The organism is Allofournierella sp. CML151, from assembly GCF_027853465.1.
Taxonomy (GTDB): Bacteria; Bacillota; Clostridia; order Oscillospirales; family Ruminococcaceae; genus Allofournierella.
The window spans coordinates 18,865-40,290 of record NZ_JAPNNW010000027.1; the positions used below are offsets into that span (position 1 = coordinate 18,865).

Here is a 21,426-nt window from a genome sequence, read left to right on the forward strand (position 1 = left end):
CCCCGCGCATGCAGATAGAGAGGGAATGAAGTTATGGCACAGTATGACATTGGCATCGACCTTGGCACCACCACCATCATTATTGCGGTGGAGGGCAAGGGCGTTATTCTGAATCAGCCCAGCGTGGTCGCGGTGGACAACCGCAAGGATCAGGTGCTGGCGGTGGGCGACGAGGCACTGGCCATGGTCGGCCGTACCCCCAATTACATCTCCGCAATCCGTCCCCTGAAGGACGGTGTGATCTCCAACCACATGCTCACCCGTGAGCTGATCTGCCGTTTTGTGAATAAGGTTTACGACTCCCGTCTGATCAAGCCCCGGGTGGCCGTTTGTGTTCCCGCTGCCATTACCGGCATCGAGAGCGACGCTGTGGTGGAGGCTGTGGTGGCCGCAGGCGCCCGTCAGGTCTTCCTGATTGATGAGCCCATGGCCGCGGCCATTGGTTCCGGCATCGACATCCGCGAGCCCGCCGGTCACATGGTGGTGGATATCGGCGGCGGTACCACCGACATCGCGGTGATCAGCCTGGGCGGCAAGGTTCGTGCCACCAGCGTGAACGTGGCAGGCAACACCTTCGACGACGAGATCATGAAGCTGGTCCGCTCCAAGTTCAACGTGGCCATCGGTCTGCGCACCGCTGAGGAGCTGAAAAAGCAGGTGGCCTGCTGCAAGCCCAGCACCTTTACCTCCAGCATGGAAGTGAAGGGCCGCAGCCTGCTCACCGGCCTGCCCCAGAAATTCGTTGTAAAAACCGAGGATTTGTACGAGGCGGTGATGCCTCTGGTGGAGCAGATTACCGTGGCAGCTCATCAGGTGCTGGAGAAAACTCCTCCCGAGCTGGCGGGTGATATCTTCACCGACGGCATCATGCTCACCGGCGGCGGTTCCATGCTCAAGGGCCTGGATGAATATATGAGCCAGGAGCTGAAGGTTCAGGTGCGGGTTTCTCCCGATCCGATCAACTGCGTGGCCCTGGGCACCGCCCACTGCCTGACCATCGGCGAGGAGCTGGAGACCGGTTTCCAGGATGCCACCCCCCGGCTGGGCCGGCGCTGATTCGCCAATCTTTGGAATTCTTGCGGCAGCCTCTCTGTCCCCCATGCGGGGCAGGGGGCTGCCGTTTTGCTTGAGACGGCTTGTTGCCTCTGCCACAGACAGGCACTTTGCAGGGTGCTATGCTGGTTGTCTGTGACCATATCGCCGATTTCCATCAAACCCGTCTTTCTCTGGCGGAGGCTTTGTGCTATAATGTTAACCGATAGTGCATATCTGTGCGGCTGGCGGGAAGGTTTCCGGCCCGGCCGGGACAAGGAGTTTCCATGAACGTGACCAATGAGTTTTTAAAATACCGCGACGCTTACATCGAAAAGCAGTTCGGCCGGCTGAACCCGGTGCAGAAAAAGGCCGTGTTCTCCATCGAGGGCCCGCTGCTGATTCTGGCGGGCGCGGGCAGCGGCAAGACCACCGTGCTGGTTAACCGTATCGCCAACATTATCCGCTTCGGCAAGGCCCACGGCTCCGACTGGCTGCCCGGGCCGGTGGGCGAAGCAGAGCTGGCTGCTCTGAAGGCCGCAGTGGAAACCGGCGCACCTCTCGCGCCCGGGCTGGAGCGGTTGCTGCGGTACGAAAACGCTCGCCCCTGGAACGTGCTGGCCATCACCTTCACCAACAAGGCGGCAGGGGAGCTGAAGGCTCGTCTGGCCGCTATGCTGGGCGAGGAAACGGGTGCGGACGTGAACGCATCCACCTTCCACTCTGCCTGTGTGCGGATGCTGCGGCGGGATGCCGATCGGCTGGGCTTCCCCAAAAGCTTTACCATCTATGACACCAGCGACCAGGAGAGGGCCATGAAGGAGGTCTACAAAGAGCTGCTGGTGGACGACAAGTTCCTGCCCATCAAATCCGCCATGGGCCAGATCGGCCGCATGAAGGACCGGCTCATCAGCCCGGACGAGGCCATGGAGGCCCCGCAGGACACCAAGGCGGGTCTGCTGGCCAAGGTCTACCGCAATTACTCCGCCCGGCTGAAAAAGGCCGGTGCCATGGATTTCGATGATCTGATCTACTACACTGTGCTGCTTTTGCGGGAAAATCCCGATGTGCTGGAGTATTATCAGCAGAAGTATCGTTATGTATTGGTAGACGAGTATCAGGATACCAGCGTGGCTCAGTTCCATCTGGTACGTCTGCTGGCTGGCGGCTACAAGAATGTCTGCGTGGTGGGCGACGATGACCAGAGCATCTACCGGTTCCGCGGTGCCACCATCGAGAATATCTTGAATTTCGAGCAGCATTTCCCTGGCGCGCAGGTCATCCGGCTGGAGCAGAACTACCGCTCCACCTCCAATATTCTGGATGCGGCCAACTGCGTGATCAAAAACAACCAGGGCCGCAAGGGCAAGACTCTGTGGACTGAAAACGGCGCAGGTGACCGGGTACACCATTATCTGGCGGAAAGCGAGCAGGACGAGGCGTCCCACATCGCCACTGTGATCGGCCAGCACTTGAAAGAGGGCGCCCGCCTGCGGGATCACGCGGTGCTCTACCGTATGAACGCTCAGTCGGGCCCGGTGGAAACCTACTTCGCCCGTGCGGGCATCCCCTATAAGATTGTGGGCGGCCAGCGGTTCTACGACCGTAAGGAAGTAAAGGACATCATCTCCTATATGTCCATCGTGGCGAACCCCAACGACGACCTGCGCTTGAAGCGCATCATCAATGAGCCTGCCCGCAAGATCGGTGCCACCACGCTGGATAAAATGAGTGACATCGCCGCCGGGCTGGGGGTCAACCTGCTGAGCGTATGCGAAAACGCCAAGGATTATCCGGCCATCAGCCGGGCAGCCAGTGCGCTGAACGGATTCTATGGCATCTACCTGAAGCTGGTTCAGGCCAGCGAGACGTTGCCGCTGGATGAGTTCGTGAGCCGTCTGCTGGAGATTACCGGCTATAAAAAGATGCTGGAGGCCCAGGGCGACGAGGGCGCATCCCGCCTGGAAAACCTTGGCCAGCTGATTTCCAGCGTGAAGACCTATGCGGACCAGAAGGGCGAGGAAGCCACCCTGGCAGGCTTTTTGGAAGAGGTTGCCCTGATCTCGGATCTGGACAGCTACGACGAGGAAAACGATGTGGTGGTCATGATGACCATGCACTCCGCCAAGGGCCTGGAATACGACTATGTGTTCATTGTGGGCATGGAGGAGGGCATCTTCCCCAGCGACATGTGCCGCTTCTCGGACGAGGAGCTGGAGGAGGAGCGCCGCCTGTGCTACGTGGGCATCACCCGTGCCAAGAAGGAGCTGTATCTCTCCTCCAGCCAGAGCCGGATGATCTTCGGACGCACTCAGCGCAATCCGCCCTCCCGCTTCCTGGACGAGATCGACCCGGAGCTGATGGATATGGAGGAGAGTCCGGCGGTATCCGGTGGGCGTTCCTGGGGCGGCGGCTTCGGCAGCTTCGGCGGTTTTGGCGGCTCTTCCCGCGAGAGCGGTCACGGCTTTGGCGGTGGTGCAGGCTTCGGCGGCGGTGCTGCGGCTTCTCCCCGGCGGGAGTGGGGCGGCTCCGGCAGCTTTGGCGGCCGGGCTGCATCGGCATCCGCTGGCGGCGGCAGCCGGTTTGGCTCCGCGCCCTCCGGCCGGTTTGGCACCTCCACCGTGGGCGCAGCGGCACCCGCGCGCCCGGCGGCTTCTGCGGCGGCCGGGTCCAAGAGCTTCAAGCCCGGCGATGTGGTGGAGCATAAGGTGTTCGGCCGGGGCGTGGTGCTCAAGGCGACCCCCGCGGCGGGCGACACCATCGTGGAGATCCGGTTTGAAAAGGCCGGCGTGAAAAAGACCATGGCGAACTACGCCCCTCTGACCCTGATTAAATAACCTTTGGAGGCAACCCAATGTTGAACGTATCTCTGATCGCGTATACCCCGGAACCGGAAAAGGTGGTGGCCGCAGCGGCAAAGCTGTGCTATTCCAATGCGCACATCGACGACCTGCTGTCCGGCCTGACCCCGGAGAAGAGCCGGGAATTCGTGGAGCGGCTGGCCAAGCTGGGGCACGAAAGCCCCACCGAGCACGTGAGCTTTACCTTTGGCATTGAAGGGGTGTCCCGCAGCCTGCTGGCGCAGATCACCCGTCACCGCATTGCCAGCTACAGTGTGCAGAGCCAGCGTTATGTGCGGCTGGATCAGTTTGACTATGTGACCCCGCCCGAGATCGAGGCGGACCCGGCGGCGCTGGAAGAGTTCCAAGCGGCCATGGCCCAGGAGAACGAAAACTACAAGCGCATCGCGGCCCTGCTGAAGGACGGCCACATCCGCCGCTTGATGGCCCAGGGCATGAGCGAGGCCGAGGCAGCCAAAAAGGCCGAGAAGATGGCCATTGAGGATGCCCGCTTCGTACTGCCCAACGCCTGCGATACCAAGATGGTGGTGACCATGAACGCCCGCAGCTTGCAGAATTTCTTCCGGCACCGGTGCTGCAACCGGGCCCAGTGGGAGATCCGGGCTCTGGCGGACGAGATGCTGCGGCTGGTGTATCCCATCGCGCCGTCCCTGTTCAAGATGGCAGGTCCCAGCTGCGTGAAGGATGCCTGCCCGGAGGGCGCCATGAGCTGCGGTGAAACCGTGGCCATGCGCGAGAAATATGCCCGGCTGAAGGAGGAGGCGCTGAACCCGTGAACGGTAAGCTGATCGTGATCGAAGGCCTGGACGGCAGCGGAAAGGCCACCCAGGCCCGGGCGCTGGCCGAGGCCCTGCAGGCCCAGGGCAGGGACGTGATACAGATCACCTTCCCGGACTATGCCAGCGATTCCTCTGCCCTGGTGAAGATGTACCTGGGCGGGCAGTTCGGCAGTCATCCGGACGATGTGAACGCCTACGCCGCCTCCACCTTCTATTCGGTGGACCGGTTCGCCAGCTATAAGATGAAGTGGGGCGAGTTCTACCGCAAAGGCGGCATCGTCATCGCCGACCGCTACACCACCAGCAACGCGGTGCACCAGTGCTCCAAGCTGCCGCCGGAGCAGTGGAATGCGTTTCTGGATTGGCTGTTCGATTTTGAGTATAATAAAATCGGAATTCCCGCCCCGGACGGCGTGATCTATCTGGAGGTGGACCCGGCGGTAAGCCAGGCGCTGATGACCGGCCGTTACCAGGGCGACGAAGCAAAGAAAGACATACACGAAAAGGATACCGAGTATCTGGCGCGCAGCCAGCAGGCGGCCAGGCATTGCGCCGCTTCGCTGGGCTGGGTGACCGTTGCCTGCTGTCAGGCGGGCGAAATGCGCACCATCCAGCAGATCCATGAGGATGTGCTGCGCGCAACCAAGGAGATTTTATGCTGACATTCAAACCCATCGAACCGCAGGATGCCCAGTGGGTGACCCCTCTGCTGCATGCCAGCGGTTACATGACCAGTACCTACGCCTTTGTGACCCTGTATCTGTGGAGCAAGGCGTACGACACCCAGGTGGCCCACTTCGGCGATCATGTGATCGCACGCAGCCACCGGGGTGGTATTTTCCATTATCTGTACCCCTCGGGCCACGGTGACGAAAAGGCCACCGTGGACGCCATCATCGAGGACGCCAAGGCCCAGAGCGAGCCCGCCTGGCTTTACGGCGTTTCGGTGGAGGCCAAACAGCGGCTGGAGCAGTGGTATCCCGGCCTGTTCACCATTGAGGCGGTGCGGGATGACTACGAGTACATCTACGACCGGGCTGAGCTGGCCGATCTGCCAGGCAAGAAGTTCCAGAAAAAGCGCAACCATGTGTCCCGCTTTATCCGGGAAAATCCGGACTGGGAGTTCCACACCATCACCGAGGAATCGCTGCCTCTGGTGCGGCAGTTCAACCGGGAGTGGGCCGCTCTGGCCGACAACAAGGACGACCCGGGCATTCAGATGGAGCACGAGGCCATCGAAATGGTCTTCGACCATTATACCGAGCTGCCCATCGAGGGCGGTTACATCACCGCCGGAGGCCGGGTTGTGGCCTACTCCTTCGGCAGCGCCATCAACGACCGCATCTTCGACACCAACGTGGAGAAGGCTCTGTATGAGGTGAACGGCGCATACAACATCATCAACCGGGAGATGGCCCGTCAGGTCTGCGCCCGCTATGAGATGATCAACCGGGAGGACGATGTGGGTTCCGAGGGGCTGCGCAAGGCCAAGCTGTCCTACAATCCCATCATCATCGAGCCCAAGTACCGGGCGGTACTGAACAAATAACCTTTGCCGCGCAAGGCGGCCAGGGGGGAGGGAAGAGAAGCCATGTTTCGTGTGGCAACAAAAAATGACGCGGCCCAGCTGACCGGGCTGTTTTCGGCGGTATTCGGGGACCCGGAACCGGTGGCCGCCAATATCTTTGAAAAGTTTGCCGGGTACGAGAATACCTTCCTCGCCGAGGACGAGGGCCGGGTCATCGCCAGTCTGTGTGCGGTGCCGGTTACGCTGAACGGGCGCAAGGGCGCCTACTACTACGGCGTGTGTACCCAGCCGGACCAGCGGGGAAAAGGCCTGATGACCGGTCTGATGGACTACGCCCGCAGCCAGTTGCTGCTGCGCGGCTGGAGCTTCGCCGTGCTCATCCCCGCCAGCGCAAGTCTGTTTGATTTTTATGCCCAACGGGGCTTTCAGAAGGCGTTCGGGCTGCGGGAGTTCACCCGGCCCATCCGCCGCAACCTGTGGGCCCAGGCGGATTTTGACTCGGTGACTGCCAAGGGGTTGGAGGCGCTGCGCCGCCGCTTTGCACCGGACAGCGTGTTTTTGAACAACGCGGGCTACATTCTGGTGCTCACCGATCTGTATACTCTGGGGGCTACCATCGTTTCCAATGAGGACGGCTACGGCATCTACTTCAAAAAGGATGACGATACCCTGGATTTTGTGGAGCTGTTCGCCGAGGGCGACCGGGCCGCGGAAAAGCTGATGGAAGCTGCGCGGGACAAAACCGGCGCCAGTCAGGCCCACATCACCCTGGGCGCTCAGCAGAACCTGTTCCTGGGGGAAGGCGCGCCCCGGGACTACGGCATGATCCAGTTTTTCGACCAGCCCTTCGACGTGCAGGAAGGCTACATGCGCCTGATGCTGGATCTGGAGTGAATCATGGTGCGGAGTACTCCGCGCCGCCCAAGGAATAAGAAAGTGCAGGGAAGTTACTATGGCTAAATACCGTCGTGAAACCTACCAAAACCCGGACCAGCCGCCCAAGCGCGGCCACAAGGGCTGCCTTGTGGTGATCGTACTGGTCGTTGTGCTGCTGGCAGCCGCTGTCTTCGGTGCGTTCAGCGTGATGCAGGATGTGAACGGCCGCGACAAGCTGGGCGACGAGGTTGTGGTTACCGTGCAGCAGGGTGAAAACAGCGCGTCCATTGCACGCAGTCTGAAGGATGCGGGGGTCATCAAATACCCCAATATCTTCCGCTATTACCTCAAATACACCGGCGAGAGTGCCAATCTGCAGTACGGCGATTTTACCCTGGTTCAGGGCCAGAGCTATGATTCTATCATCGAGACCATGAGCCAGTACGTGAAGAAGGAGACGGTGAGCGTCACCTTCCCGGAGGGCATCACCGCCCAGCGTTTTGCCCAGCTGATGGAAGAGGCTGGCCTGTGCAGCGCCGAGGAATTCCTGGATGTGGCCAACAACGGCGATTTCAGCCAGTATGAGTTCTGGAAGGAAATCCCGGAGAATCCCGACCGCTTCATGAAGTGCGAGGGCTACCTGTTCCCGGATACCTATGAGTTCTTTGTGGACGACAGCGTTTATAACTATGTGGACAAGCTCTACGCCGAGTTCGATGCCAAGGTCACCCCGGAGCTGCGCCAGCGGGCCAGCGATCTGGGCATGACCCTGGAAGAGGCCATCACCCTGGCCAGCTTCGTGCAGGAAGAGGCCGGCAACGCGGAGGATGCGCGTGTGTCTGCCGTGTTCCACAACCGTCTGGCAGAGGATTCTCCCTATCCCCGGCTGGAGAGCAACGCCAGCAGCTACGTGCAGAACCCGGAGGATAACAACTACATCTATAACTGGATCGCCCCCTACTACGGCGGCTGGGATAATATCCCCGAAAATATCTACAATGCCTACAACACCTACGAGCTGAACGGTCTGCCCGCAGGTCCCATTTCCAACCCGGGCATTGATGCCATTGAGGCAGCCCTTTACCCGGATGAAGAATACCTGGAGGGCAAGTACTATTTCTTCGTGACCGATAAGAACGGCGTATACTACTATGCCAAGACCAAGGCAGAGCACGATGCCAATGTGTCCAAGGCGTTCAGCGTACAATAAATGAAAACAAAACCGGCGGGCGCGCGGGAGCGGCAAAACTCCCTGTGCGCCCGCCCGGCTGTGAGAAAGGAAAACAATTATGCTTCCCATTCCGGAATTACTGGCCCCCGCGGGGGATCTGGAGCGACTGCAATATGCCATCCGCTATGGCGCGGATGCGGTATACTGTGGCCTGACCGAGTTCGGCATGCGTGCCGCACCCGGAAACTTCACCACGGAGCAGCTGGCCGAGGGTGCTGCCTTCGCTCATGCCCGGGGCAAGAAGATATACCTGACCATGAACACCCTGCCCACCAACGAGGAGCTGGAGCGCATTCCCAAGGCCATTCAGGATGCGGTGGCTGCTGGTGTGGATGCCTTCATCGTGGCCGATCTGGGCGTGCTGGCCATGGTCAAGCAGTATGCCCCCAATACCGAGATCCATCTTTCCACCCAGGCGGGCATCACCAACTGGGCCGCCGCCAAGGCTGCCTATGATCTGGGGGCCAAGCGGGTGGTGCTGGCCCGGGAGCTGGACCTGCGGGCGATTGCCGAGATCCGCGCCCATGTGCCCGACGACCTGGAACTGGAGGCCTTTGTGCACGGTGCCATGTGCATGAGTGTTTCCGGCCGGTGCCTGCTCAGTCAGTACATGACCGGGCGGGATGCCAACCGGGGCCAGTGTGCCCAGCCCTGCCGCTGGAAGTATCATCTGGTGGAGGAATCCCGCCCCGGCCAGTTTATGGAGATTGGCGAGACGGAAGAGGGCAGCTACATCCTGAATGCCAACGATATGTGTACCGCCCCCTTCATTGATCTGATCTGCCAGGCCGGTGTGGACAGCCTGAAGATCGAGGGCCGGGCCAAGACTGCCTATTATGTGGCCAGTGTGACCAGTGCCTATCGCAAGGCGCTGGACGCCTTCCTGCAGGACCCCACCGCCGAGGAGTACACCTGCCCGGACGATGTGTTTGAGGAGCTGGACCGCACCAGCCACCGGCCCTATTCTCCCGGCTTCTACTTCGGCCGCCAACAGGCCAAGCAGGAGACCAAAAACGGCGGCTACCTGCGCCACTGGGAGTTCATCGGCGTGGTGGAGGGCTGGCAGGACGGCGTGGCTCAGTGCAGCCAGCGCGGCAAGTTCTGCCTGGGCGATACCATCGAAGTGCTTACCCCGCTGGGCGAACGCATCACCCTGACCCCGGAATGGATCAAAAACGAATTGGGTGAAGAGGTGGAGAGCACCCCCCATGCCACCATGAAGTACACCATCCCCTGCGAGACTGCGCTGCCGGCCTACAGCCTGCTGCGCCGCCGCGTTCCGTCGGGAAAATAATCCAACAAAAATGCCTCCGCAGAAAGCTTTCTGCGGAGGCATTTTTTATCAGTTGATTTTATCGGAGAACGGTCATTCGTCCGCGTAGATCACGAATTCCCGCTGCAATTTCTCCAGTGTAAGTTCCTCGCTCTGCGTGCCTGCAAAATAGGGCTCGCAGATTGCAAGATACCGCTCGAATCGCCGGTCTACCAGGGTGATATGGGTCACGCTGTTCTGGAAGTCCTCATAGCGTGCGATGGTATCATCGCTGATCTCACCCCACACAAAGCCGCCGGAGGGGCCGTAGCGGTTGCGGTCTTGCAGCATGGCGGCCAGAGCGGTTTTGCACACCGGCAGCCCTTGGTCGGCGCTGCTCAGCTCCCGGTAACCGGGGTTGGGGAAATTGGTCTCCCAGGTTTGGATGTGCTCGCTGAGCAAGGTCTGAATCAGGTCCCGGGCCTGGTCCAGATGAGTGGAGTTGGCCCGCACTCCCACGTAGCTGGTGGCCATGGCAGTGATGCCGCCATCCAGATTGGGTACCGCTGCAAAATACGGTTCGCTGTTTTGAGCAGCCAGCAGGCTGGCCTGTTCCAGGAATGGATCATAAAGGGGAAGGCCGGTCCAGCACAAAAACTCCCCGCCGGTGAATCCCTCTTTCAGCGAAGAAATCGTCGGCTGCCCGAAGGTATCGGTTTGCATCAGCTGCTTTTGCAGCCGAAGCAGGGCCGGAAAATCCTCCCGGTCAATGGTCTCGCTCAGATCACCAATGCCGCCCGCCAGCGGCAGCGCCCGGGCCAGGCTGGAAAGCTCGCCTGCATGGTCATCGCCTGCCTGGCTGAGCAGCGCGGGCAGATAATCCAGCAGAGGAGAGGTGCTCTGCGCTGCCTGGGCAAAGGCGTCCGGCGCGTCGCTGGTATAGCTCACGGTGAGAGGCAGATAGCCCAGCGGCAGCAGATACAGCGGCTCGCCGTTGGTTTTGTATTCGGCCAGCGCGGGAATCAGACCGGCGAAATCCTGGTCGCTCAGAAGGGTGGTCAGGTCGCAGAACAGCCCGGCTGTCTGCGCCTTGTGCAGGTCCTCAAACAGATATTCGCTGGAATCCGAGGGGTTCAGCAGACTGTCGGTGCCCCGCAGAAGAAAGACATCCGGCCCTTTGCCCGCCATGATCTGGGTGCGCAGCTGACGAATCAACTGCTCGCGTCCCTCCGGGTCCACCTGCGGGTCCGGCAGCCAAAGCATTTCAAACTGGGCGTTGGGATAGTAGCGCACCGAGTAATAGTTCACACCCTTCATCACGTTGCGGTAGTCACGCAGTTCGGCGCAGATGACCATCACATCCTGCTCCGGCTCTGCTTCGGCCGTTTGTGCAGAACAGCCGCAGGCAAGGCCCAGCAGAAGCGCCGCTGCCAGCAGGCAGCGGACGATGCGGTTTCGTATCATGCAAGATCCCTCCCGGCATAGCCGCCGCCCTTTTGACTTTACAAAACGTAGAGGGTGTGCTATGCTGAAATATACAGTACACTACTATGATAAACATTCAAAGCGTGTTTGTCAAAAATTACTGCAAAGGAGGCGGGCAGCCATGAACAAACACAGCCGATGGAAACGGCGTCAGGCCCTGACCGGCTATGCGCTGGCCGCCCCGGTCCTGCTGGGAACGCTGATCTTTTTTGCGCTGCCCTTTGGGCTTACCTTCTGGTATTCGCTTACCTTCGGCCCCGGGGGCCAGACCTTTGTGGGGCTGGATAACTACGCCTATGTGCTGAGCACCCGCAGCTTTCGGCTGGCGGCAGGCAACACCCTGCGCTTTCTGGGGCTGGGTGTACCGCTGATTCTGGTGGTGAGCATGCTGCTTGCCCTGGCGCTGCAGAAAAAGTTTGCGGGCACAAGGCTTTTCCGCAACGTGCTGCTGTTCCCCATGGTGGTGCCGGTGGCGGGCATTGTGATGGTGGTGGATGTGTTCCTGGCCGAGCAGGGAGCGCTGAATGCGGTTCTGGAAGCGGTGGGCCTTTCGCCGGTTCGCTGGATGGAAAGCCCGGCGGCCTTCTGGGTGCTGATGGCGCTGTATGTGTGGAAAAACTGCGGCTACAATGTGATTCTGCTGCTGGCCGGGCTGAACATGATTCCGGAGGAGCTGTATCAGTGCGCCCGGCTGGAGGGCGCAAACGAGCGGCAGGTGTTCTGGCGTATCACCGCACCCCTGATGCGGCCCACGGTGTTTTTTGTGGTGGTCATCAGTGTGATCAACGCCTTCAAATCTTACCGGGAAGCCTTCCTACTGGGCGGTGAGCACCCTCATACCAGTGTGTATTTCCTGCAGCATTATCTGAACAACAACTTCAATAACATGACCTATTCCCGGCTGTCGGTGGCGGCAATCCTGCTGTTCACAGGCATGATGGTGCTGGTGGCAGTGCTGTATCGGATGCAGTCAGAGGACGGGGAGGCGGTCTTGTGAAGCGGAAACGAAAAAAGCGGGACTGGATTCTGGCGGCGCTGTTTCTGGTGCTGTCGGTGATTGTGCTGTTCCCGGCGTTTTATGTGCTGTGCAATAGCTTTCGGTCCCCCCAGGAGGCGGTACAGCGTTACGGTGCGCTGGCCTCCGGTACGGGTGAACTGGATCTGAGCCTTCTGCCGGAACAATTTTCCCTGCAGGGCTATCTGCAGGTGTTTTTGCGGCGTACCGTTTACTGGCTGCGCTTCTGGCGCACGCTGGCCATGTGCGGTGTGATCGTGGCCGGGCAGCTGCTGGTGAGCATCCTGGGCGGTTTTGCTTTCGCAAAATTCTCCTTCCCGGGCAAACGGTGGCTGTTCTACCTGCTGGTGGTGCTCATGCTCATGCCGGTACAGGTGACGCTGGTGCCCAACTACATCGTGCTGGAACGGCTGAATCTGCTGGACAGCTACGGTGCGCTGATTCTTCCGGCCATGTTCCTGCCCTTCGGCACCTTCCTGATGACCCAGATCTTTAAGGCCGTGCCGGACGAGGTACTGCAGGCCGGGCAGATCGACGGAGCAGGCACCCTGACGGTATTGTTCCGGGTGCTGCTGCCCGCGGGCCGGGCAGGTGCGGTGAGCCTGTGTCTGCTCACTTTTATCGATGCCTGGAATATGGTGGAGCAGCCGCTGGCCTTTTTGAAGGACAGCGCAAAATATCCCTTCTCGGTGTTCCTGGCCAGTACCAGCCGGGATGCGCTGGCTGTGGTGTTCCCCTGCGGGGTGCTGGCCATGCTGCCGGTGCTGCTGCTGTTCTGGTTCTTCAATGAAGAGCTGGTGGAGGGCATCGAGTTCACCGGCATCAAATAAGCGCCGCCCGGGAGGAAAACAGCATGAAACGAACAAAAAACAACAAGCGGCGTTTTGCCATTTTTCTGGCGGTGGTGCTGGCGACAGTGCTGTGTACTTCGGCCGCCTGGCTGGTGGAATGGACTCTTGCGCCCCAGGTGGAGGCGGTCTTCACCACCCGAGGCAGTGTGAACCAGGAGTACTTTTTCAACGGGACAGTCTACCGCACCGAGGATGAGCGCCCGGCGCTGCGCATCCGTGTGCCAGTGCAGGGGGAAGACGCACAGATTTTGCAGGCCGCCTCGCTGTTGGCCTTCCCGCCGGAGAGCGAGATGAACCTGCTGGCCCTGGAATTGGCCGCCGAAGAGGAACAGACCGAAGACGCGGTGATTCTGCGGCAGAAAAATCCGCTGCCGGAACTGCCGGAAGGCCCGGTGATTATCCAGGCCCGCATCCTCACGGAAGGCTGGTACAAGCTGCCACTGTCCGCCATCCAAACCCAGGAGGATGGCTCCACCATGGTAATGAAGCTGGAGGAGCGCTGGACCCCCTGGGGCAAGCAGAACTATGCAGTGGCGGTCGCAGTGGAGGTGTACGCCTCCGACGGCCAGAGCGCGGTGGTGAATCTGGGCGAGACCGGAGAGTTTCGAATCGCGGCCTATGGGGCTGCGCCCATTCAGGACGGGGATTTGGTAAAGGTGGTGCAGCCGGATGGAGCGAATGAAAACGAGCAGACCGCGCAGTAAGGCAGCGGTGGCCCTGCGGGTGCTGGCTCTTTTGCTGCTGGCGGCCTGTGCGGCAGTGTTTGCCCGGCAGGTGCTGCTCTGCCGCAGTGCGCTGGAGTCCATCCCCATGCTGCTGGAATACCCGGAGCTGGGCGAAACGCCGCCCCTCACGCTGGAGGTATTCCAGCGCCGGGTGGGGGAAAAAGCAGAGAACAGCGCCGCCTGGCAGGGAGAGCTGGAGGTGGAGCTGCCCGCCGGAACGCAGCAGATGACGGCCCGGGTGGCTTTGTCCAACTGGGGCCAGGTGGCAGGCCTTGCGTTTGTTGAGGGCGATTTCTACCAGCCTCAGGCGGTGCTGCTGCGGCAGTACCAGGCGGTGGTGCCGGAGGGCATCGCGACAGCAGGGCAGACGCTCTCCATCGAGGGCGTGGATTATACGGTATGCGGCGTGTACCAGCCAGAAGGCGAGACTGCGCCGTTCTATCTGAGCGCTCATCCCGATCAGCCGAACAGCACGCTTGCACCCAACCGGATGCTGCTGGCCCAGAACGACCGGCTGCGGCTTTCAGTGCTGTATGATCTGCAGGCAAAAGCAAACTACACCCCGAAGACAGAGGGGGTGGATCTGGGCCTGTGGCGGCAGCTGCTGCATCAGGAGGTGTACGCGGTGATCCTGTGCTGCACGGTACTGCTCTGCGCTTGCGTGCTGCTGCGGGGCTATCTGGATGCGGTGCGGCTGTATGGCCGATGGGGCAGTATGCTCCACGGCCGCAAGCGGGCGCTCGGCTGGTGTCTGGCCCGGCTGATTTTACCAGTGGCGGTGTTGAACCTGGCCTTCTGCGGAGTGGATCTGCCGGCGGAGTTTTTTAAGACAGATGAGCAGAATCCGCTGCTTGCCGCGCAGGCTCTGGCCGAAAACAGCGATTATCTGGCCGAAGCGGTGCAAGCGGCGAGGCAGCTTGCGGTGCTGGGTGCGGCAGCGGTTGTACTGTTTGCCTGTGGGCTGCTGCTCTGGCAGCTGGCAGGCCGCAGAAAAACACCCGGCAGCAATGAGGCGGAGAAGCCGGCTGTCAAGCCTGATTCCAAGCACCCGGACAAGGAAGTCCGCTGGCGTTATCACGCCCCGACAAAAGCTGTCGGAGATCTCCGAAAAAATGGATAAAAAGCATCAGAGGGAGCCTTCCTGCATCGAAGGCTCCCTCTGATTTTTTATGAGGTTGTTTTAAATGCCCCTGGCAAGGCGTTCAAATCCGGAGGACTGTCACCCGGATGGTGTCACCGGGATAACGGTCCATGGCTTTCTGGATGTCCTTGCGAACACCCAAAATATAGCAGATGGAGCCATCGGGATTTTTAACCCCCATGTTCACGATGCTGCCGCAGTAGGGAACACCGTTGAAGGTGGCCTCCACCTTTACCCGGCCCTGGCCGAACTCCTTGCGGATGTCGAACGGGACCCGAACAAACGCACCGCCCTTGTCCGGTACCGGCTCGATCACCGCCTCAAATTGATACAATGATTCACTCATGGTGTTACCGGATTATTTCAGTTTTGCGCCATCCTGGAAGGCATGGCCTACGACTTCGCCCAGCTTGCGATAAACATTGTGCACCGGGTCAAAGGTAATGGGCGCAAGCTTTTCTACATCGATTTTTCCCTCGCTGTCCAGCACGGACTCCTCTGCACACACGTTTACGATCTCGCCCACCAGACGGCAGCTTTCCGGGTCGTAACTCACCAGGCGGCACTCCACCGCCATGGGCAGCTCATCCACCAGAGGAGCGTCCACAAATTCCGATTTGGTGGTGTGCCAGCCGGCCTTTTCCAGCTTGTTGGCCACGCGCTTGCCGCATTCAATGCCCACGTAATCGCAGGCGACAGCCTGGTCTGCGGTAGCCATACTTACGGTAAAAGCCTTGCGGGCCAGAATGTTGGCGGTGGTTTTGTGGCTGGCGCTGATGCACATGGTCAGCTCCTTGTCGTCACTGATACAGCCCCAGGCGGCGTTCATGGCATCCGGAACACCGTTCTTATCATAGGTGGCCAGGATGAACACCGGCTGCGGATAGGTCCAGGGCTTGGCTCCAAAATTTTTACGCATCGAAAATACTTCCTTATGGATTCTGGATGATAGTGCTTACAAACTGCAGAGATTGGTACAGAACAGGCACAACGAAAAAGCATAGAAACAAGTTGATTTTGAAACGACGGCTTTTCTGCTTTTGGGTACAAACCAGTTCTTTTTATCCGAGCTCATTGCCCACCCCGAATGGACAAACACTTTCCGGAATTTCAGTACGGATTACGCGGCCTGACGTGGTACAGCCAATGGTGCCTGAACCCTTTTCAATCAAGGCTTTCTGAGGTCTTCCGACTTGGATAATCCATAGGTATTTGTGAAGCGGAAATGCTTGAAAACGGGGGGCTTTTGTGAGTATGTCGCCGAGCAGTCGGACGGTAAAATAGACGGCGCCGCAAGCCGCAAAATTGATAGGTAATTGTGCAATATTTGATGATATTGCTATTATACCAGATCCTTGAATAAAACTGAAATAGAAACGATTGAATCAGTAGGTGTTTGAGGCGGTTTTGGTGTCTGCCGATTTGCTCATTTCCATGGATCTGTCCACTCAATTACTTGGGTTCAAGTCCGAATGGAATGAGCCTTTCGCTGCTGCAAGCTTACGCTTATGTTACATCGTCGGAAAAGATAAGAATCGATGATCCTTGGAATTCTGTACAATAGAGGGATCATCAGTCCGGCGGAAAATGGAGAGAATCGTCATTTTGATGCTGAAGGGTATGAGTGCGGTACAGACCTGAGCCGTGAAGATATTATGGGCCGGTTTTTCATTTCGGGAAGCGGCATGTCCTTCACCATCAATGTAATGCCCGAGGAAAAATATGTGTTGGTGAACCGGTCGGTATATGATGCCGAAGCTGACACCGACATTGTAGAGACAATGGCTGTAAGTGCCGATTGGCTGTCACATCGGCTTTGGTGGAAAGAAACCGCTCCCATGAATACACTTTCTGCGTTCTTGGAAGAGTACACAACAGAAGATGTCGCTGCATGGTATGACATGGCTCTGCTGGGAGGTGCGGTTGCATTTTCTTTCTCGATGCCTGGCTCTGCGCTCCGGTTCGAATGGGCATCTGATGATGGCTGGAAAGCTGAAGCTCTTCTGGAGGTAATGGACAAATTCGGTTTCACGCCTCAACAGATGCTGAGTTATTTACGAGGAAAGAAAGAAGGCGCTGAATGAAATTCTTCTGCAATGGTCGCGAATGGGATACGGATGCGCCGGTTTATGTGCTGGGATATTGCATTAAAAACTGGTTTGCGGTTGATACGCGGCGTAAGGATAATCTCCGAAGTCCCAAAATGTTCGGCGTCATCTGTCGAAAAGAGTGGATTTCCAACCTGAAAATCGCTCATGAGGCGGGCCGTAGCTGGGTCGAGGATTTTTTCGTGACTTCGAAAGATGGTTATGGACATCTGAACTGCTGTGACCATATTTTCGGAAAAAGCCCCAAGGAGGCCAAAAGACTGTACGAGGAACTGTTCCAAAAAATGTTGTCTGAGGCCAACGAATAATTGAGCCAAGGTCGCTCTCAGAGTTTTTCTGAGGGCGACTTCTTGGTTTCAGAAGCATGATATGGTATAATTGTGGGAAAGGCTGGTGAACAAAATAATGGCAGATAAAGACCCGTTTGAGGAATACTTGAGAGAATCTGAGCCGGACAAAGCGATTAAAGGGTACGCCTGGAGTACGGCGATTGGTCTTCAAGCTGTGGATGGATTGAAACCGTCTAAATATCTGATTGACACCGCTATTCAAAATATTGAAGGCAAAATCACAATAAAAGAAGCCCAAAGTCTCATAGAAGATTATTATAGGGAACGGCCAACGCATTGGTCCGATGCAGACCGCACAGAAGAGGCCGATAAGGTATCTTCCCGTATTGCAGAGATACTTTCCGAAACGGCATTTTCGTTTTCGCCGAATGAGTATGTCTCCATTCACCGCAAACTGTTCCAGGGAATTTACAAACACGCAGGAAAAATCAGGGACTACAACATCACCAAAAAAGAGTGGGTGCTTGATGGCGAGACTGTGATGTATGGCAGCGCTTCGGAGTTAAAAGCTACCCTTGAATATGATTTTTCGCAGGAAAAAGACTTCAGTTACAAAGGATTGTCTATGGATGAGATAATCCACCACCTTGCAGTTTTTGTGTCACGCCTTTGGCAGATTCATATTTTCGGCGAAGGCAATACGAGGACGACTGCTGTATTTCTCATTAAATATCTTCGCACACTGGGCTTCTCGGCAACGAATGATATTTTTGCAGCGAATGCCTGGTATTTCAGAAACGCGCTCGTACGCGCCAACTATACGAATTTGCAAAAAAACGTCCATGAAACAACAGAGTATCTGGAGCTGTTTCTGAGAAACCTGCTTTTGGATGAGCAGAACGAACTTCATAATCGTAATCTGCATATAAGCCGGCTGCTGGAAAATAAAAAAGTGGACATTAGAGAGCAAAAAGTGGACATTGGAACCGCAAAAGTAGACATTGGAGCCCAAAAAGTGGACATTGAAAGAGTTCTTTCCGAAAAAGGTAAAGAGTTTTCCGTGAAAACAACGGTTCATGTGTACAGACTTTTCGAAAAATTCGGTGATGGTGGGATATTTGGTCGAAGCGCAACCATGGAGCTTCTTGGGCTGAAAAGTTCGAGCGCATCCAAGTTTCTTTCCAATTTGCTGCAAGCCGATATCATTGAGGCGGTTTCTGGACAGGGAAAGGGGAAATATCGCTTCAAAACATGATGCGGGGGTGATACAAAATGGCAGGCAAGATTGTTGGCCGTCCGCCTAAAAATATCCAGGAAGAATATTGGGAAGGACAGAGAAACAGCGAGTTATGGTATAACACTTTCTTTGAAATCTGCCGAAAATACAATATCCAGTGGTCAAAAGCGACCGAAAAAGACCGGGATTTCGTAACCGAAATGACTCGTGTGACCTATCAGAACCGCATCGGTGTGCCAAAAGAACAGATTCATTTCTTTGGACCAAGGATTTAAGCCAAGGCCGCTCTCAGTGTTTTCTGAGAGCGGCCCTTTTTTGTTCTACAGGTTGGCTCTGTGGTATAATTAAGAAAATGGCGAAAAACAAATATACTTCTGCAGAATTGCTGCCTGTACTGCGTACGGGAACACTCGTTGAGATTGATGGGCAAGGCATGCCTGATTCAGTTTATTTTATAACCTCAATGCATTTTCCGATAACATCGAGCGTCTTCCCGAGAAATTGCTGTGCATATCGAGGGATAGGAGACTATTGCCATCGACACATCCGGCATCGATGCATGTACAGTATGAGTCGAGCTGGGTGAACGGAATCTCAGCGAGCTACCTGAGCATTTGCAGCATCTGCTGGACGGGCAACAAACTGCTGCCTTCGGGAGTTCTGCGGTTGGCTTTGGGAGAGGAGGGTCTGCGTGAATTTGCTGGACGAAATCGATCATGCGGATCTGATGTGCGGTGATACGGTCGCTGCGCACATTCAGTCCCACGCTGTTATTCCGGTCGAGCCGAACCTTGTACCGCTTTGTTTTCGTCACGGCGGCGTTATCGAAGGTTGGCTGGAACACCGGGCAATCGACGCTCACCGTACCCATTCCCGTCTGCTCAAGAAGGTACTCCGGCTGCGGAAACGGGATGATTTGAGCACGGCTCTGCATTTTAATGCTGCCACCATCACAGACAATTACTGGGTACGGCCGGAAGGCAGTGATCTTGTTTGGGAGAACGTTCGGTTTCGTGATAACGATTTTGCAGACCTTGCGCTGAAAGGTACTCTGGCGGATTTTTCGAAAAAACCGAGTCGAACGCCGGAGCTGACCAACACCGGCAGCTTTGAAAAGTGCTGGCGGCTGGAAAACGGCGAATGGTGGATGTACAAGGCCGAAAACGAATTGGAGCGTTTTTCGGAATTGTTTGTGTTTGAGCTTTGCCGGGCTCTCGGTTTCCCAACGGCAGAATATCAAAACAGCGGAGCGTTCATCCGGACGAAAGATTTTACGCGAGGCGTTTTGAATTTTGAGCCGGCGGCCTATCTTGTTGGTGACGATGAGGATTATGTAACAAATTACGAGGCGTTTCTGGAATTTGGCGAGCAGATCGCCGACCAGTATGTTGAACTTCTTCTGATGGACGCTTTCTGCCGGAATGCAGACCGGCACACTTACAATTATGGCTTGCTCAGGGACCAAAAGACGGGCCAGGTCCTTTTCATGGCTCCGAACTTTGATCATAACATCGCTTTGGTGGCACGTGGCTACGATGATTCGCCTCGGAAGAGTGACCTGCTGATGGAATTACTGGTCGAACTGGAAGGGCAAACGCATGCGGTGTCTCGGTATCTTTCCAGACATCTGAAACCAATCATCACACCTGAGCTTGTCGCTCAGTGCGGTATTCAGACAGGCATAACAGTAGATGTTGACTATATACAGCAATTTGTGATGGCAGGCTACAAGGTCCTGGATGAAATTTGCTGATTCGTTCAGCTATACTTGCCCCGGAATAGCGATCATACAAACAAGTCCCGAACAATCAGAGTGACTGATTCGATAGGGGTTCTATTTGGCAACAGACTTATACAACAAAAACCACCGACACCGTGCCGGTGGTTTTTTGTTTTTGCCTGTTTCATATCCTTGATGGAATTCAGCTGAACAAAATCGATAACTCGAATTTTGGCTTTCTGATGATCAGCAGCTGATTGGGGAAGGAATCGTTATAGGTGTATGCTGTAGAAATATAAAAGGCCCGTCAAGTTTCCATATTTTTGTGTCACACATTCAATCAGCGACCCCGCCAGGTTATGGATTTCTTGGTGTTTTGGCATGGAGTATCGCTCCCTTCGATTTTGTGCCAAAAGAAAAAGGACTATTACAAAGAGAAGGTCAATGCAATAGTCCGGAAATTGAGTTGCATGAAAAGAGAAAGATTCGGGACACAAGCTGGTAATCTGCTGCATTCAAAAGGCCTTTGCTGTAGTCAGTTTTTCTGAACCTAAGACAGGGAAGGTGTACATTCCATGCATGAGTTTTTACCCGCAGCTGTGGTTTGCGGAAAATGAAAGCGGAAATATCCCGGATCGGTAAGAATTTGAGGCCCGTTTCAGCCCCCCGATTTGTACCAAGTCGCAGGCCGTGTGTACCAGATTTACCGGCCGATTTCTCTTTAACAAAATATGTCCGAACTACTTATCGGAAAATACTGGTGACACATCCAACCCGGCCGACACATCAGTGAGGACCTGATATGGCTGGTGACATACCCCATATACGATCCTGCATTCTGCGCCGTAACCTCATAAACGAATACCCAATGGTGCAGATTGAGTATTTAGAGCTGCGCCGCAGTGGCTATGAGGTTTATGTGGGACAATATGGTACAGATGGAGAAGTAGACTTTGTGGCTATAAAAAATGGCAGAGTGGAGTATTATCGGGTGGCACAGACAACTCTTGACGATAAGGTCCTGGAAAGGGAGCTTGCTCCGATGAAGAAAATCAGGGATAACTTTCCGATCTTTTGACTCTGGATGATCTTTTTGGTGAGATGAACTATGAAGGGATCGAAAAGCGTAATGTACTGAAATATGGCTGTTGGAGTAAACAACGACAAGAGAGAAGCGAAGCATCGTCCGGTAGTAGAAAAATGTATGGAGGAAGCGAGAAGAATGCTGCATCTGTAGAGGGAGCATACGCTGCCTGCGATGATGTGTAAATCAGACAGGGATAAAAAATGAGAAA

At 56.5% G+C, this 21,426-nt stretch carries 22 protein-coding genes; 19 read left to right on the forward strand and 3 right to left on the reverse strand.

The window, feature by feature from the left end:
- The first annotated feature begins 33 nt into the window (after window positions 1–33).
- The 8 genes from PH256_RS14155 to PH256_RS14190 all read left to right on the forward strand — a co-directional run bounded on the left by PH256_RS14155 (window position 34) and on the right by PH256_RS14190 (window position 9,601).
- Window positions 34–1,056, forward strand: coding sequence for a rod shape-determining protein (locus PH256_RS14155; RefSeq protein WP_270914690.1), 1,023 nt, complete (start codon window positions 34–36; stop codon window positions 1,054–1,056).
- 263 nt (window positions 1,057–1,319) lie between these two features.
- Window positions 1,320–3,869: an ATP-dependent helicase gene (locus tag PH256_RS14160; RefSeq protein ID WP_270914691.1), complete on the forward strand. Its 2,550-nt coding sequence runs from the start codon at window positions 1,320–1,322 to the stop codon at window positions 3,867–3,869.
- A gap of 17 nt (window positions 3,870–3,886) precedes the next feature.
- Complete coding sequence (gene thyX, locus PH256_RS14165; protein ID WP_270914692.1) at window positions 3,887–4,669, forward strand: FAD-dependent thymidylate synthase; 783 nt, start codon at window positions 3,887–3,889, stop codon at window positions 4,667–4,669.
- Window positions 4,666–5,334: a dTMP kinase gene (locus tag PH256_RS14170; RefSeq protein ID WP_270914693.1), complete on the forward strand. Its 669-nt coding sequence runs from the start codon at window positions 4,666–4,668 to the stop codon at window positions 5,332–5,334. Before thyX ends, PH256_RS14170 begins: the two co-directional genes overlap by 4 nt.
- The gene (locus tag PH256_RS14175) at window positions 5,328–6,221 is read left to right on the forward strand and encodes a DUF2156 domain-containing protein (RefSeq protein WP_270914694.1); all 894 of its coding nucleotides are present in this window, start codon (window positions 5,328–5,330) and stop codon (window positions 6,219–6,221) included. Before PH256_RS14170 ends, PH256_RS14175 begins: the two co-directional genes overlap by 7 nt.
- A gap of 42 nt (window positions 6,222–6,263) precedes the next feature.
- On the forward strand, window positions 6,264–7,094 hold the full coding sequence (locus PH256_RS14180) for a GNAT family N-acetyltransferase (protein WP_270914695.1): 831 nt from the start codon (window positions 6,264–6,266) through the stop codon (window positions 7,092–7,094).
- 58 nt (window positions 7,095–7,152) lie between these two features.
- The gene (mltG, locus tag PH256_RS14185; RefSeq protein WP_270914696.1) at window positions 7,153–8,286 is read left to right on the forward strand and encodes an endolytic transglycosylase MltG; all 1,134 of its coding nucleotides are present in this window, start codon (window positions 7,153–7,155) and stop codon (window positions 8,284–8,286) included.
- Between the two features lie 79 nt (window positions 8,287–8,365).
- Window positions 8,366–9,601 carry a peptidase U32 family protein gene (locus PH256_RS14190; protein WP_270914697.1) on the forward strand — a complete coding sequence of 412 codons (1,236 nt, stop codon included), beginning with the start codon at window positions 8,366–8,368 and terminating at the stop codon, window positions 9,599–9,601.
- A gap of 72 nt (window positions 9,602–9,673) precedes the next feature.
- Here the strand turns inward: PH256_RS14190 and PH256_RS14195 are convergent, their stop codons facing one another.
- Window positions 9,674–11,023 carry a hypothetical protein gene (locus PH256_RS14195; protein WP_270914698.1) on the reverse strand — a complete coding sequence of 450 codons (1,350 nt, stop codon included), beginning with the start codon at window positions 11,021–11,023 and terminating at the stop codon, window positions 9,674–9,676.
- Window positions 11,024–11,165: 142 nt separating this feature from the next.
- On the opposite strand from PH256_RS14195, the gene PH256_RS14200 reads away from it, so the two are divergent.
- From PH256_RS14200 to PH256_RS14215, 4 genes are read left to right on the forward strand one after another with little or no spacing between them, the layout of a single operon-like run.
- Complete coding sequence (locus PH256_RS14200) at window positions 11,166–12,041, forward strand: carbohydrate ABC transporter permease (RefSeq protein ID WP_087293862.1); 876 nt, start codon at window positions 11,166–11,168, stop codon at window positions 12,039–12,041.
- Window positions 12,038–12,889, forward strand: a complete 852-nt coding sequence (locus PH256_RS14205; protein WP_270914699.1) for a carbohydrate ABC transporter permease — start codon at window positions 12,038–12,040, stop codon at window positions 12,887–12,889. The genes PH256_RS14200 and PH256_RS14205 overlap by 4 nt, the downstream gene beginning before the upstream one ends.
- A 23-nt stretch (window positions 12,890–12,912) precedes the next feature.
- A complete protein-coding gene (locus PH256_RS14210) occupies window positions 12,913–13,614 on the forward strand; it encodes a hypothetical protein (RefSeq protein ID WP_270914700.1) in 702 nt (233 codons plus the stop codon).
- Window positions 13,589–14,755, forward strand: a complete 1,167-nt coding sequence (locus tag PH256_RS14215; RefSeq protein ID WP_270914701.1) for an ABC transporter permease — start codon at window positions 13,589–13,591, stop codon at window positions 14,753–14,755. The genes PH256_RS14210 and PH256_RS14215 overlap by 26 nt, the downstream gene beginning before the upstream one ends.
- Window positions 14,756–14,837: 82 nt before the next feature.
- On the opposite strand, the gene PH256_RS14220 is transcribed toward PH256_RS14215, so the two are convergent.
- Together PH256_RS14220 and PH256_RS14225 are read right to left on the reverse strand one after the other, a co-directional pair.
- Window positions 14,838–15,122: a DUF1905 domain-containing protein gene (locus tag PH256_RS14220; RefSeq protein ID WP_270914702.1), complete on the reverse strand. Its 285-nt coding sequence runs from the start codon at window positions 15,120–15,122 to the stop codon at window positions 14,838–14,840.
- Between the two features lie 12 nt (window positions 15,123–15,134).
- Window positions 15,135–15,695 carry a flavin reductase family protein gene (locus PH256_RS14225; RefSeq protein WP_270914703.1) on the reverse strand — a complete coding sequence of 187 codons (561 nt, stop codon included), beginning with the start codon at window positions 15,693–15,695 and terminating at the stop codon, window positions 15,135–15,137.
- Window positions 15,696–16,314: 619 nt separating this feature from the next.
- Here PH256_RS14225 and PH256_RS14230 point away from each other — a divergent pair.
- The 7 genes from PH256_RS14230 to PH256_RS14260 all read left to right on the forward strand — a co-directional run bounded on the left by PH256_RS14230 (window position 16,315) and on the right by PH256_RS14260 (window position 21,400).
- The gene (locus tag PH256_RS14230; RefSeq protein WP_270914704.1) at window positions 16,315–16,860 is read left to right on the forward strand and encodes a hypothetical protein; all 546 of its coding nucleotides are present in this window, start codon (window positions 16,315–16,317) and stop codon (window positions 16,858–16,860) included.
- A complete protein-coding gene (locus PH256_RS14235; protein WP_270914705.1) occupies window positions 16,857–17,192 on the forward strand; it encodes a hypothetical protein in 336 nt (111 codons plus the stop codon). Before PH256_RS14230 ends, PH256_RS14235 begins: the two co-directional genes overlap by 4 nt.
- Window positions 17,193–17,289: 97 nt before the next feature.
- On the forward strand, window positions 17,290–18,429 hold the full coding sequence (locus tag PH256_RS14240) for a Fic family protein (RefSeq protein ID WP_270914706.1): 1,140 nt from the start codon (window positions 17,290–17,292) through the stop codon (window positions 18,427–18,429).
- 17 nt (window positions 18,430–18,446) lie between these two features.
- Window positions 18,447–18,686: a hypothetical protein gene (locus tag PH256_RS14245; RefSeq protein ID WP_087182151.1), complete on the forward strand. Its 240-nt coding sequence runs from the start codon at window positions 18,447–18,449 to the stop codon at window positions 18,684–18,686.
- 416 nt (window positions 18,687–19,102) lie between these two features.
- Window positions 19,103–20,164, forward strand: a complete 1,062-nt coding sequence (locus PH256_RS14250) for a hypothetical protein (RefSeq protein WP_270914707.1) — start codon at window positions 19,103–19,105, stop codon at window positions 20,162–20,164.
- 835 nt (window positions 20,165–20,999) lie between these two features.
- Window positions 21,000–21,209, forward strand: coding sequence for a hypothetical protein (locus PH256_RS14255; RefSeq protein ID WP_270914708.1), 210 nt, complete (start codon window positions 21,000–21,002; stop codon window positions 21,207–21,209).
- Window positions 21,206–21,400 (forward strand): hypothetical protein, encoded by a 195-nt coding sequence (locus tag PH256_RS14260; protein WP_270914709.1) that lies wholly within the window; start codon window positions 21,206–21,208, stop codon window positions 21,398–21,400. The genes PH256_RS14255 and PH256_RS14260 overlap by 4 nt, the downstream gene beginning before the upstream one ends.
- The last annotated feature ends 26 nt before the right edge of the window (window positions 21,401–21,426 follow it).